The sequence below is a fragment of the bacterium genome, from assembly GCA_021372615.1.
GTDB lineage: Bacteria > Armatimonadota > Zipacnadia > Zipacnadales > UBA11051 > JAJFUB01.
Window position 1 is genome coordinate 23,843 of sequence record JAJFUB010000070.1, and the last position, 13,726, is coordinate 37,568.

The following is a 13,726-nucleotide window of genomic DNA, read 5'->3' on the forward strand; positions in this document are numbered from 1 at the left end:
CGTACCACCGCCCGGCCGGCCGGCCAGGGCTCAGTCCAGGCGCCAGGGCTGGCGCTTGCGGAAGGGGCTGTTGAAGCGGTTGCTCACGCGGCCGGTCTCCTCCAGGTGCATGAAGCAGGCCCGCATGCATCCGCGCGCTCCCTCCAGGGCGCCCGGCAGGTGGAACATCCCGTGCGAGTTGCGGTTGTACGGTATCTCTGCAGCGGCGTAGAAGCGCGTGAAGGCCTCGTCCGTGTCGTAGTCGGGTGGCGTGAAGGGCGAGAAGTGCGGGTTGGCGCCCTGGTAGCCGCTGGAGCACTTCTTCTCGTCCAGCTTGGCCCACTCATACTCGTGGCCGGCGATGTTCACCTTGACGGTCTCGGTGTCGCTGAAGGCCCCCACGGTGCAGTTGTGGACGCAGAGCTTGCAGCGGTCGCAGATCTGCCCCTCGAAGATGGGATCGGGCTCCAGGGGCGCGTCGGTCAGCAGGAACGCGAGGCGCTGGCGCGGGCCGAACTGCGGGCTCAGGAACATCTTGCTGTACCCGATCTCACCCATGCCGCAGATGACCGCGCCGATGCGGAAGTGCATCATCACATCGGGGGCCGGCCGGTCCGGCGCCACGGCGCGACTGACGGCCTGGGGGCTGCCGTCGTTGGGGCTGATGGAGGCCATGAATACCATGTTCTGGATCGGCACGGCCTCGTAGCCCTCATCCTCCAGGGCGCTGCACACGGCGCGGAGCGTGATCGGTGCGTCGCGGTAGTTGATGCCGGCATAGCCCATCGAGGGGTAGGCGCCGAAGTATGTGCCCTCCTCGATGCCGCGGAAGCAGCCGCGGTGGACGCGGAAGCCCAGGCCGACAATGGCCTTGGCTTCGGGGAAGATGTAGCGGGGGTCCATCTCCGGCGGGGCGCCCTCGAAGCGATCCATGGACCCGATGCCCACCAGGTCGGCCCCGTGGAGACGGGCGAAGTCCTTGACTTGTGCGGCAGTGACCATCGACACCACTCTTTCACAGCGCCGCTGTTGGCGGCCCCGGGATGTTGGCTGCGACCGTGGGTAGGTTCGCTGCCGGAGGGCGGAGACCTGCGCGAACGGCGTCCTCACCCCCGACCCCTCTCCCTCGCTTCGCTCCGGAGAGGGGAGTCCGCTACGACAACGTCGTGGCTTCCGCGCACAGAACCTCTGCCGTCCCCAATGCCCAATGCCTAATGCCTAATGCCCAATCCCCAATCCCCAATCCCCAATCCCCAATCACCTTGACGAAGCTGACCGCTGTTGCTATACCGGTCTTGCGCATCTCCCCGAGGCGGTAGGATGTCCACGCTCTCCACCCAACGCACGGCCCACGCCCTCCGCCACTTCACGCTGTGCGGAGCGCTCTGGTCCATCTATGGCCCGAACGCCACGCCCGCGGCGGCCCTCTTTTCCGGCTACGCGCTGAGCATCGGGATCACTGAAGCCCAGGTCGCCTTCCTGGTCAGCCTCTCGGCGCTCGTGGGCCTGTGGGAGCTGTTCGCTTTCGCCGCCAGCCGCGCCCTCGCCCGCCGGCGCCGGCTGATGGTCGGCCTGGGCATCGTCGAGATCACCTCGGCCAGTGCTGTCATCTTCGTCGGCCTGATCGCGCCTCATCTGCGCTTTGCGTGCATGGCCGTGCTGCTCGTCGTCGCCTATGCCATCGGCCACACCAACAGCCCACCCTTCAACTCGTGGCTGAGCAATGTGCTGCCTGATGAGGTGCGGGGACGGTACATCGGCGGGCGAATGTTCATCATCAGCATCACCACGATGGTGTATATCTTCCTGGCCAGCACATGGCTCGACTGGCAGCACAAGACCTACGCCGCGTTCGCCGTCATGTTCGTCATCGGCTGGATCGCCGGCATCCTGGGCTACCTGCTCCTGCTGGCCACGGCGTACCCGGCCGCCGATGAGGAGCCGCCGGAGAACCCCTGGCGCAGCCTGCGCCTGCCGTTGCGCAACCACCCGTTCCTCCTGCTGACGGCCTACTTCACCTGCTGGACCGCCGCGGGTTCGATGGCCGGCGCCTTCTACGGCGTCTACATGATCAACCGCCTGCAGCTCTCGTACGGCGTCATCGCCATCTACACCAACATCACGCTGGCGCTGATGATGGTCGGCTACCTGGCCGCGGGTAGCATCGCCCAACGCTACGGCTCCAAGCCGCTGACGCAGTTGCTCATCGTGCCCGCGGCGGCCGTGCCGCTGATGTGGGCCTTCGCCACGCCGGAGACGTATGCGTGGATCCTGCCGGTGGCCTGCCTCATCAACGGGTTCGCGGTGTCGGGGTTGGGCGTGTCGGCCAGCAACCTGCTGTACAAGGTGCTCCCGCGCGGCGAGGGCAACAGCGTGTACTTCGGGGCCTGGGCGGCGGCGCTGGCGGTGGGAGCGGCCCTGGGGCCTTTCGTGGGCGGCCTGCTCAAAAGCGCCCTGCCGACCACGGTCACCCTCGGGGGGATGGGCTTCTCGGAGTTGCAGGTGATCTTCCTGGTGGCCGCCGCCGCTCACGTCGTGGCGATCATCCTGAGTGCCGTGCTCGTCGAGGGTGAGGCCACGTCGCCGCGCTACCTGCTCGGCCAGTTCCGCGGCAACCTGCTCTACATGGCCTTCAGCTACGGCCTGTATGCCGTGGCGCGCAAGGACGAGACCCGGGCGGACGCGCTGCGGCGGCTGGGCCGGGCCGGATCGCCGCTGGTGGTGGACCGCCTGGTGCGCGGCCTGGACCATGTCAGCCCGCAGGTGCGCAAGGGCGCCATCCGGGGCCTGGGCGAGGGTCGCTTCGCCGAGGGCGTCGAGCCGCTGGTGCAGGAGTTGCAGGACAAAGAGTCCGACGTGCGCGCCGAGGCGGCCATGGCGCTGGGGCAGATCGGCGGCGCCCAGCAGCACCTGTTCACGGCCCTGCACGACGACGACCCGCGGGTCCGGCAGAGCGCCGCCACCGGCCTGAGCCAGCTTGGCACCCCCGAGGCCCGGGAGGCCCTGCTGGAGGCCCTGTGCGAGCAGCCTGACCGCACCCTCTTCCCCACCCTCGTCGAAGCCGTCGCCCGCGGTGAGGACCTCCGCGGCGTGGCGCCGGCCCTGGAGGGGCTGGCTCGGCTTACAGCGCCCGTGGTGCGGATGCACGTCATTGACGGCATCTGCCGCATCATCGGCGAGAAGAACCACTTCTATCGGCTGGCGACGGCGGACGACCTGGCCGAGGGCCGCATGAGAGAGAAGATGATGGCCCGCATCCGCCGCCTGCTGTCGCGGGTGCGGCGGGCCGATCGGGAGCAGCGTGCGGCACTCCGGGAACTGGGAGCCGAGCTGGAGCACGCGCTGGACCAGGATCGGCTGGGGGACTTCGCGGACGCGGCCCGCCGCGTGGCCACGCTCGTGGAGGGCATGGCGGAAGCGCCCGAGGTGGCGCGCCACGCGGCCCTGGCCATCCGGCTCTACCTGGACCAGGAGCGCCCGCCCCACTCCGAACGCGAGCTGGTGGTCTTCCTGGTCATCTGCCTGACGTCGCTCAGCCGCAATGTGGCGGGCTAGCCGCGGGGGCATGCCGGCCGCACAAACCACAACTGCCCACCGTCAGGCGGGCAGTTTCTTGGACGGCTCATACGGAGGGGGTCAGCCCTCGGTTGCGGCTCGCCGCCGACGCCAGGCTGCGAACACCGCCAGGCCCACGGGCAGTAGAACCAGCGTCGTCGGCTCCGGCGAGAACTCCTCCCCCGGGTAGCCCGACAGGTCCGGAGCTACGTCCACTACCCCCCTGTCACCCGCCAATGCACTCACCATCCGGAAGTAGTTGACCCCGTTCTCGTTGCCGATCGTGTCGCTCACCGACAGCGCGAACTCGACGAAGTTGTCCGGGTGCCCGGCCGTGCCGTCGCCCTTCATGGCGGCGATGTAGGTGGGGTTGTCCAGATCGAAGTTGCTCGTGACCGGGTTCCACACGTAGGCTGTCGGCGCGCTCGAGTTATCGTAGTCCCACTGGATGAAGTAGTCGACGCCGCTCCAGCGGTTGCCGATACCCCCGGTGGAGGCGTTCATGTCCACATCAAGCAACATGCGGGTGTAGATGCCCGCACCGGGCGACGGCACCGTCCCCGCCGTGTAGTACGAGAAGCAGATGCGGTTCTGGTCGGTGTCGGCCTCGTGACCGATCCAGATGATGTCGTAGGCCGCGTCGGCACTGTCCAGGTCTACCGGGTCAGTTGCGGACCAGTCCGGGCTGCCCCAGTCGGCGTCCGACCCGTCGATGGTGATGACTTCCGCGTGCGCCCACCCCGCAACCAGCACGACCACTGAGAGCGCCAGAGCAGACCGCACCATGGGAGGTCCCTTCCTGTAGCGCAAGTGGTGATGCCTCTAGGCCAGGTAGCCAGCCCACTGGCATTCGGACTATGAACGATAGCCTACCCCCATGCGCTGCAGTTGTCAATACCTCCACAGAGGCCGCGCTGCGACGTGCCCTAGCCCCGACTCAGCGCCGCGAACACCCCGAGGCCGATATACACGAACGCCGCGGCATAGCGGCTGACCCACGCCCAACGGCTGGCCCCGTTCACGCTGTGCCTGACCGTGCCCGCCAGCAGCGCCCACAGGCCGTCCCCCACGGTGGCCATCGCCACGAAGAGGACACCCAAGGTCAGCAGTTGCAGGGGCATGCTCCCCCGTGTCGGATCGGCGAACTGCGGCAGGAACGCGATGAAGAACAGCGCGGGCTTGGGGTTCAGCAGCGCCACGACGAGGCCGGAGGTGTACGTGCGGCCGAAGTCCTGCGGGGCGGCCGCAGCGGCGTCCGCTGCTCCGCTCGCCAGGACCCGCCGCACCCCCAGGTAGACCAGATACGCCGCGCCCGCGTAGCGCACGACCGCGAACGCCACCGGCGAGGACAGCACCAGCGCCGACAGGCCGAGGGCGCTGGCGACGGCCTGGCAGAGGTTCCCCGTCTCAATCCCGGCGACCGAGGCCAGGCCGGCACGGCGTCCCTGGCTGAGGCTGCGGGTCACGATGTAGAGCACGGCCGGCCCCGGCGTCGCAATCAGGATCACGGAGGCGGCCACGAACAGCGGCAGCCGGGTCAGGTCGAGCACGTCGGCTCTCTCACGGCGCGGCCACCTGCGCTGTCTTCTGCACCGTCATCCCTGACACCCACTCCCGCACTTCGACGCGCCAGGCGCCCGGCGCGGCCGTCAGCGGCAGTCGCAGCGGCAGGTCCAGCACGCCGCTTTCGACCCGCGTGTAGCGCTGGACGCCCTTCCACTCGCCCTCCGGCGAGGTCACCGTCACTTCCACGAGCTGCCGCCCGGCCACTGGCTTGCCAGACTTGTCCAGCACCCGTACCTTGAGCGGGCTCTCGGTCCCCGGCTTGAGCGTGGCCGGCAGTTCCACAGCCACCCGCGCGATGGGCTGGGGCAAGAGCGCGATCACCGCCGCCGCACCCGGCGCGAGTTGCAGCGTGAACTGCTGCTTGCCGCCATCCGTCGCCTGCCCGCCACCGGTCGCGTGGGCGCGCGTGTCCTCACGCGCGCGAATCGCCTCATGCTTCAGCACATCATACACCGCCACCCCCGCCGGCACCGTGACTGTCACGTCCTGCGGCAGCCCCCGGTCGCGCAGCGGGCCGCCGCCGTCGGCCGGCATCTGCGTGATCTTGAAGCGCTCCTGCTGTGGTCCCGGCTCGCGGTGGTCGTTGATGACGAACAGGAAGCGGGCCGCGCCGCATTCGCGGGTGTAGGTGAAGACCTGGTCCTGCGGCTCGACCTGCGCGAACCGGGGGACGCTGCCGCGCATCTGCCGGGCCCAGCCGCCCCATTCGCGTTCCTGCGTCTCCTGCGGGTCGGCCTGAGTGGCGATGGCGACGCGCTGGACGCCCGGGATGTCGGCCCGCAGCGCCTGGTCGGCGATGACCTTGCCGCCCTGCCTGGCGTAGGCCACCAGGGCCTTGTAGGTCTTCTCGGGCAGGCAGTACGCCCCCGGCACCACGACGGCCCGGTAGCGGCTCAGCCACCCCGCCTCGGCGTGGGCGTCGGTGATCCAGTCAAAGGGCAGCCGCGCGCGGGCCAGGATGCGCCCGGTGTTGCGGCTGACCCAGTGGCGTATCCAGTTGTCGGTGATGCCCGGCTGCGTGAAGTCCAGCCCCTCGGTCTCCAGCATCGCCACGGCCGGTTGTTCGAGCGGCAGGCCGCCGACGAGCGTGCCGATGGGCTCGATCAGTCCGTACGTCTCGGCCATCACTTGGTCGCAGGCCGGGTCATAGACTTCGGTCTTGCGCTCGCCGAGGCCGTAGATGCCCACGCTGTCGGACGGGCAGGCCACCGACAGCCACAGGCTCTCCCGCAGGCAGTCGGGGCTGAGGCACAGCACCTTGCGCTTGCCGCTGCCGTCATCCACCCACAGGCCGTTGCCATCGTCCCAGTAGACCGTCCCCGGCATGGCCTCGAAGCGCTTGCCCAGTAGCTTGGCCATGTTGGCCGTGTGGCTGAAGCGCGCCACGAGGCCCTCGGGGACCTTGGGGTAGCCCCAATAGTCGATCATATCCATGTCGGCGAACTGGCTCACGGCCTGGGGCTGGTCGGAGTAGTAGACGACCTGCAGCCCCTCCTGCTTCATCCAGCGCGCCAGTTGGTTGTTGAACAGCCACCAGCCCATCCCCCGCTCGCCCCACCAGTGCAGGAACTTGTAGGCGGGGACGTCGTCGCTGAGCACCGCCGGGAAGCCGCCCTCCTTGGGGGGTGCGGCATGGACCGGGCTCCGCCCGATCTCCGGTGGGATCGCCGACAGGCCCGTCTCCTGCTTCATCCAGGCGTAGAACCACGGCTCGTCCTCAGGCTTGGGGAAGGGCGGATCGCCCATCTCCGAGTTGACCAGGCAGGACCACACGTTGGGGTTCGCCATCGTGGCGCGGGCCGTGGCCCGGGCGATGCTCTCGCTGCGGCCGCGGTTCCACGGTGACCACGGATGCGGCACGGCCTCGCGGATGTCAATACGCGAGTTGGCCCACAGACCGCGCTCGAGCAGCTCGCGCTGGGCCCCGGCCCCGCCGACCACTGCCGCGTTCAGGCCGATCTTCTCCAGATCGTCGGTCCCACCCCAACCGTAGATGATGAACCGTCCCTGCGGCTCCTCGAAGACCTCGATCTCGTCCTCGACCACACACCGGGCGTCTCCCCCGCTGACCTCGACCCTGAACGGGTACCTCCCCGGTGGCATGAGCCAGGGCTTGAACTTCAGCAGCAGGGGCTTGGCGGCCGAGGCCTGGCCGGTCGCTTTGGCCCCGAAGGCCGGGGCGGCGGCGCTGATGCTGACCGTCCGGTCGGCAAGCTTGGGGGCCAGGGGCAGCACGGCCTCGGCTTCGGAGCGAAGGAAGGTCAGCCGTGCCGGCTGCCGCAGGTGCAGGGCGGGCGGGGGCAGCTCGTCGGACAGGGGCTTGTCGCGCTGGGCTAACTGGGCCACCTCCGCGTCGCTGAACCGGCGGGCAAACAGGCACACTTCGTCGAGATCGCCGGACATGGGGGCTCGCTCCAGGAAGCTGCCCCCCAGGCGGATGGTCGTGCCATAGGCCGGTCTGCCATACTCCACGCTGCAGCGCCCCAGGCGCACGCCGTCGCAGTAGGCGACGGCCTCCTGCTCGTCCCAGGCCAGGGCCAGGTGGTGCCAGCCGTCGTGCGCGCCGGGCTCCAGCAGCCGCTTGTCCAGGTCGCCGACGCTCATGCGCCCCTTCTGGAAGCGGCTGGCCCACCCGTTGCACGCGTACCACATGCCTCCGCCGACCGTCCACACCGGCGCGAACCAGCCGGTGCCGAGGGCCAGCGCCGGACCGACGGGGCGCATGCCGCCGCACTCGTCAGGCAGCGGCCGCACCCAGCAGGCGACGGTACCGGTGCGGCCCTCGAAGTCGCAGCGATCCGCTGCGAAGTCCAGCCATCCTGCCGGGAGGCGCTCCCCGCCCGGGAGCCAAGTCGTGGGCGCGGTGTTGGAGGTCGGGTAGACCGCGACCTGCTCGAGCTGCAGGCTGTCCGCCAGCACGGCCGCCGGCGCCCCCTCCAGCAGCTCCAGCCCGCCCACCAGCTTCTGCGCCTTGCGCCGGTTGTCCAGCTCCAGCAGCGCCATGACGCGCTGCCACTGGCCGCTCAGGACCAGTTCCCCCGGCTGCGTCACAGTGGCGAAGGGTGGCGTGACCTTGGCCTTGGGATCCTTCTCCAGCGCGGTCTTGTTCGCGGCCTCGATCGTCTCGCGCCAGTTACCACCCTCCAACTCGTCCCGCAGCGTCAGCCGTACCTTCGCGCCGGGCTTGTCGGCGCGCAGGTACGCGGAGAGTACAAACGTCATCGTGGGGCGGTGGGGGTTCTGGGCCTGGAGGTCGCGGGGCGACAGCGTCCACAGCACGCCCGGGGCCGGAGCGGCGGCCTGCAGGGCGCTGCCCTGCTTCGCGGACTTCGGAGGCAACGTCGTGAGTCGCACGTTCGGACCTGCCACGAAGCCGTCGAGGCCGGTGTCCACGGAGGCCTGGTTGGCGGTCAGCAGGTTCGCGCGGGCGGGCTCCATCCGGTAGGCGCGCAGGAACCGCCCCGGCACGCGCGGTCGTTCGGGGAGTTCCAGTCGCCAGCCCCGCCCGCACTGCCCGCTGTACCCGTCCTCAAAGCCGGTGTAGAAGATCAAGCCAGAGACGTCGGCCCGGCACGCGGAGAGCGCGCAGACGAACCAGAGCGGCCACAGGCGACGCATGGGAAGCCTCCAGGGGGGAAGGGGCTAGCTGGTGTCGCGGAGATGCTCGTGGGGGTTGACGCCGATGCTCAGCAGGTACTCGTCAATGGCCCGGTGCTTGGCGAGCGCCGTGGCCAGGGTCACCAACTCCGCCGGGTCGGTCTCGTGCAGGTCTACGGTGCCGATCTGGGCGAGCTCGTGCAGGCAGGCGCGGAAGTCCACCGTCCGTGTTACCTTCTCGCCGCGGATGGTGTCATCAATCTCGATCTCCACCGTTGCCGGCAGCTCAATCTTGGTCAGCAGACGGGCGCGAATGGCCATGGGTTCATCTCCGTGAGGTGCAGTAGAGAGAGTGGAGCGGTACAGATAGTCGTGCGGTGTTGCCAGCCCCCTAACGCTTGGGCAGCGCCTCCAGGAGTACGTCGAAGCTGCGCTCGGCGGCGGCCTTCAGGTCGTCGAGACGGCTTCCCCCCTGGTCGCGGTCGCGGGCGGCCAGCGAGTCCGCGAGGCAGTGCTCCAGGCGCTCGGGCGTCACCTCATCCAGGTGCAGCACCGGCAGACCGCCGCGGCGGGCAAATACGTCCACTTTCGGGTCGTACGAGATCGCCACCGCCGGGGTCTGCACGGCAGCGGCGAAGATCATGGCGTGCAGGCGCATGCCGATGACGGCGCGCGCGCCTTTGATGACCGCCACGGAGTCCGCGGGACTGAGCAGGTCGCGCGGCAGGTGCACCCGGTTGGGCAGCATGCGCGACAGGTCCAGGGCCAGCGGCAGATCGCGCTCGAACTGGAAGGGCAGCACCAGCAGGGCTTCGTCGCGGCGGCGTAGTAGCTCCACCAGATGCGGCAGGAGAGCCTGCAGGCCCGGCCATTCGCGCAGGGCGATGACCATGTAGGGCTGGTCGGGCGACAGGTCAAGCTGCCGCAGAAGCTCCTCACGCCGCTCCTCATCCGAGGGCGCAACCAGCAGCCCGGGATCCGCGGTCACCTGGACCTCGGGCCGCGACAGACCCCACTCGCGCAGCATCCGTGCCGACTCGTCATCGCGCACGGTGACGGCCCGCGCCCGACGCAGATTGCGCACCGTCACACCGCGCAGAAAGGCGCTCCGCAGCGGCCCGATGCCCTGCGCGAAGATCATGTACGGGGTGCGTGCCAGGCGCGCCATGTGCAGCACGCCCAGGTAGTAGATGGGCGACTGGGGGCTCGTCACGTCCTGCAGCAGGCTGCCCCCGCCCTGGATGAGGAAGTCCGCCCGGCGCAACTCGGACCAGATCACCGGCGTGCGCCACCGGTCTGCGGCATCCACACCGTACTCAGCGCTCGTAGCCGGCGGATCAGCCGACAGGACACACAACTCCACCTCCGGCAAGCGGCGGCGTAGGCCCTCGATGATCCCGGCCAGCACCGCCTCATCGCCGGTATTCCGGAAGCCGTAGTAGCCTGACAGGAGTATCCTCATACGCGCTCCGTCCACCAGATTGCACGTAGCAGCCGCTCGCCTACCCATTTCGCCGCCAACCACACGATTCCTACCAGAAGACCGACCCAGATTCCGTTGATGACCCGCAGCAGGGAGATGGACAGCGGTGTGTGCAGATGGCAGAAGGTGTTCGTCAGTGAGATCAACCCGATGGTCCCGAACGTGAGCCATACCCAGGCCGTGCGTGGCCGCCCCCGGAGCAGCAGCGTCAGCCCCAGCAGCAGCGCCGGGAAGCCGAACAGGATCTCCTTGGTGCGCGGGCGCACGACCAGAATCTGGTCGAGCACCGCCCGCAGCTTCAGTTCCAGACCGGACACCTCGACGGCTGACTCATTGCCCGAACGCATGATCATGAAGGCCACCAGCCCCAGCACCACAAACACGGCGATGGCGTGCCAGTACTTCACCAGGGCCTCGCCGGCATTCACCAGGCCGCTGCGCAGTCCGGCCCAGCCCGTGGGAGGGGTCACCGACCCCGATCCAGGCAGGTCGCGGTCGGTGACCGCTCCCACGGCACCGTACGTCCTCCCGACCATCACGCCCAGCACCAGCACCAGCGGCAGCAGTTGCGCCAGCTTCACGCCCCGGAACTGCCCGATCTGCATCATGTAGGCTGACGAGCTCAGCATCCCGGCCACCAGCAGCCCGCCCAGCGCCGTGAGCGCGGCGGTGAGGATGACGAGGCCGATGGCCTTCCAGGCCGGCGCAGGTCGTGGGGCCCCGTCGGTGTTGCCGACAGCCCACGACTCCCCTGCAGCCCTGGCCCGTGACGCCACGACCAGGATCGCCAGCGTCGGGAAGATGGCGGCCGCCAGCAGCGGGAAGGCCGCCTCGGCGAGCCCCCGGGCCGCAACGCTCGCACCCACACCCGCGACGGCGCCGAAGGCGCCCAGGCCCCAGAACCAGCAGTCGCGGGGCCGCAGCATTTCCATCAGTAGCCACAGCCCCCCGCCCACGACGCCGAGGACCATGAGCATCAGCGCCGGCCGCGGCACGCTCAGCGGCCGGAAGGGCTGGGGATCGCCGAACTGATAGCCGGCCTTCGCCAGGGCGTCGTGGATGCTGCGCACGTACGCGAGGTTGGCCTCGACGATGTCGGGCTGAGGGCTCAACATCAGGCGGATGTAGCACAGACGGATGTTGCGCTCGGTGACGCCGAGCGTGAAGCGGTCCAGCCCCCGCGAGGGCGACGTCTTGAGCATCTCTTCCTGGCTGATGCTGTGGGTGCGGATGATCTGGTACTTGAGGGCCGCTGCGAGATTGGTCGCCCCGTCCTGCGGGACAAGCTCCACGAAGGCGAACTCCAGGTGGTTGCGGTCGATGATCTCAGCGGTCTGCTTCGCCAGGCCCGCCCCGCCGGCCACGGAGACGCCGTTGAAGAGCACGGTGTCGCTCAGCTCCCGCGCCTGTCGCATGGAGCCCTCGACGGCCTCGGGGGTCAGCAGGAAGTCGGGCATGGGCCGCGCGACCATGAGGAGACCGGCTTCGCGGATCATCTGCACGGTGTCGGGGTCGTACCCGACGCCGAGATCGAGCATCGTGAGCGCCATCTGCGGCACGACGAGGCCGGGCCCCCAGCCGAGGTACGGCCGGTCGGGCACCAGCGGCGCCGAGGCCCCGCCCTCGTAGGCGCCCGGGAGCTTCGCCATCAGCGCCGTCGTGACGCCCCGGTCATATGACCCCTGGAGCAGGACCATGCCGGGCGGTACGGGGGGTCTGTTGGGTGCAGAGAGGCGTCCCGTCTGGAGGAACTCGCCCAGCGTCCGCTCGCTCACCGCCACGTGGGTCATGCCCGCCTGCTTGACCTGGTCCAGCAGACGCTCCGGCCGCTGCCGCGTCAAGGCCGCCAGTTGCCGCACCTCGACATCATCTACACACAAGGCGACGGTCTTGTTGGCGCGCTCAACGGCCATGCGGTTCCTGGCGCTCCACAGCGCGCCCATCAAGCCAAGCAGGAGAAGAGCGGCGACGGCGATGCGTTGAGACAGGGTCATCTGCGGTGTCCTTAGGGGGTTTGGGGCATTATAGCAGTCGAAACGAGGCGGGGGCAACCAGGCCCGTGGGGGTCACCGGGCGCTGTCGTCGCCCTCGGAGGCCGGGGGGGCGGCGACGGCGGCCCGGGGCAGTCCCACCCGGTAGTGCAGGCACACCAGCCGAATGGCGATGACCAGGAGCATGACCACCGGCATGGCGACGGCCTGGGGCACACGCCACTGCGCCAGTCCCCAGAAGAGGGCGGCGCCAACGATACAGGCTGAGGCGTAGACTTCCTTGCGCAGCACGACGGGCACGTCGGCGGCCAGCACGTCGCGGATGATCCCGCCGCCAACACCCGTCAGGGTCGCCAGCACCACCGTCCCCGCCGGCCCGATTCCAGCCGCCATGGCCTTGCTCGCGCCGATGACAGTGAAAGCCCCCAGGCCGACGGCGTCAAACACCAGCAGCAGCGTCTCTCCCCGCGCTACCAGGCGATAGAGCGCAAACACGAGCAGCGCGGCGGCCAGCGAGAGCAGGATGTAGTTGGCGTCGCGGAACCAGAAGGGCTGCTGGCCGAGCATGACGTCGCGGATGGTGCCGCCACCGATAGCCGTCACGACGGCCAGGACGCTCAGCCCGAAGACGTCCATGTCGCGCCGCGCCGCCTTCAGGGCGCCGGACACGGCGAAGGCGAAGGTGCCCAGGTAGTCGAGGATGGTCAGGATGAGCACAGGTGCCTGCTTTGGGGAGGAACTGTTGTTCGGGCGTCAATGGTGAGGCAGCAGGGGAGCCGGGTGACCGGCTCCCCTGCGGGCTGTCATCGAGTGTCGCTTAGCCGAAGGTCGCCGTCCACGTGCCGTCGCTACCGTCCGAGTTCTTCCAGGTTCCGGAAGCGCTGGTGGAGGAAGCGGTGCCCTCGATCAGCACGAACATGTCTTCGTCGTTCACGCCGGCGGCGATCTGGCCGTCGCCGGTCACGACCCCGTGCACATCGTAGGTGGTCCCGCCCACAGTGATGGTGCCCGACACGACGCCATCGGCGCCCACCGCGATGTTCCCCGTGCCGGTGGCGTCACCGGCGATGTTGATGCTCAGGTTGTAGGCGGTGCCGGTTCCGTTAGCCCGCCAGAGGTCCACGGGGCCGCTCTCGCCGCCGCCGCGCCACGTGCCGCTGCCGGTGTCATCGGTGTCGAGGTCGCCGGTGACTGTGGTGGTCGTGCTGCCCTCCGTCATCTGGATCCGGAAGGAGCCGCTCTCGCTGGTAATGCTGCCCACCAGCGTGCCCGATTGCGCAACGGTGACCTTACCCAGGACAGCGGCGCCGTCGAACTCCTGCAGGTAGATGTTGCCGTCTTCATCCACATTGAACACGCCGCCGCCGCTCGGATTCCCGCCGGGGTCGTAGCCCACTGCGGCCCAGGTGCCAACAAACTCCGCAGGCACCACGAAGGCCCCATCGCCGTCGTCGCTGCCACACCCACAGAGCAATAGTCCGACCAGGGCAACTGCCACCACGAGTACCGCCATTAGCTGTCTAGACATCACAACCACTCCTTCACTGTTGCACCG

General features: G+C 69.1%; 10 protein-coding genes. 1 reads left to right on the top strand and 9 read right to left on the bottom strand.

The genetic code is table 11. The features are described 5' to 3' along the window. Positions 1-30 precede the first annotated feature (30 nt). Positions 31-981, bottom strand: coding sequence for a (4Fe-4S)-binding protein (locus tag LLH23_10435; GenBank protein MCE5238895.1), 951 nt, complete (start codon positions 979-981; stop codon positions 31-33). A 318-nt stretch (positions 982-1,299) separates the two neighbouring features. Between LLH23_10435 and LLH23_10440 the strand changes: the two genes are divergently transcribed. Further along, positions 1,300-3,534, top strand: coding sequence for an MFS transporter (locus tag LLH23_10440; GenBank protein ID MCE5238896.1), 2,235 nt, complete (start codon positions 1,300-1,302; stop codon positions 3,532-3,534). A gap of 81 nt (positions 3,535-3,615) precedes the next feature. On the opposite strand, the gene LLH23_10445 is transcribed toward LLH23_10440, so the two are convergent. The 8 genes from LLH23_10445 to LLH23_10480 all read right to left on the bottom strand — a co-directional run bounded on the left by LLH23_10445 (position 3,616) and on the right by LLH23_10480 (position 13,699). Next, complete coding sequence (locus tag LLH23_10445) at positions 3,616-4,320, bottom strand: PEP-CTERM sorting domain-containing protein (GenBank protein ID MCE5238897.1); 705 nt, start codon at positions 4,318-4,320, stop codon at positions 3,616-3,618. A 140-nt stretch (positions 4,321-4,460) separates the two neighbouring features. After that, the gene (locus LLH23_10450; GenBank protein MCE5238898.1) at positions 4,461-5,084 is read right to left on the bottom strand and encodes a LysE family translocator; all 624 of its coding nucleotides are present in this window, start codon (positions 5,082-5,084) and stop codon (positions 4,461-4,463) included. 10 nt (positions 5,085-5,094) lie between these two features. Continuing rightward, positions 5,095-8,718 (bottom strand): hypothetical protein, encoded by a 3,624-nt coding sequence (locus tag LLH23_10455; GenBank protein MCE5238899.1) that lies wholly within the window; start codon positions 8,716-8,718, stop codon positions 5,095-5,097. Positions 8,719-8,742: 24 nt separating this feature from the next. Beyond that, entirely contained in the window at positions 8,743-9,018 is a 276-nt protein-coding gene (locus LLH23_10460; protein ID MCE5238900.1) for a hypothetical protein, read from the bottom strand. A 70-nt stretch (positions 9,019-9,088) separates the two neighbouring features. After that, positions 9,089-10,159: a polysaccharide pyruvyl transferase CsaB gene (csaB, locus tag LLH23_10465; GenBank protein MCE5238901.1), complete on the bottom strand. Its 1,071-nt coding sequence runs from the start codon at positions 10,157-10,159 to the stop codon at positions 9,089-9,091. Continuing rightward, entirely contained in the window at positions 10,156-12,174 is a 2,019-nt protein-coding gene (locus LLH23_10470) for a DUF5693 family protein (GenBank protein MCE5238902.1), read from the bottom strand. The genes csaB and LLH23_10470 overlap by 4 nt, the downstream gene beginning before the upstream one ends. A 72-nt stretch (positions 12,175-12,246) precedes the next feature. Further along, positions 12,247-12,888: a trimeric intracellular cation channel family protein gene (locus LLH23_10475; GenBank protein ID MCE5238903.1), complete on the bottom strand. Its 642-nt coding sequence runs from the start codon at positions 12,886-12,888 to the stop codon at positions 12,247-12,249. A gap of 100 nt (positions 12,889-12,988) precedes the next feature. After that, positions 12,989-13,699, bottom strand: a complete 711-nt coding sequence (locus LLH23_10480) for a hypothetical protein (protein ID MCE5238904.1) — start codon at positions 13,697-13,699, stop codon at positions 12,989-12,991. Between the last annotated feature and the right edge of the window lie 27 nt (positions 13,700-13,726).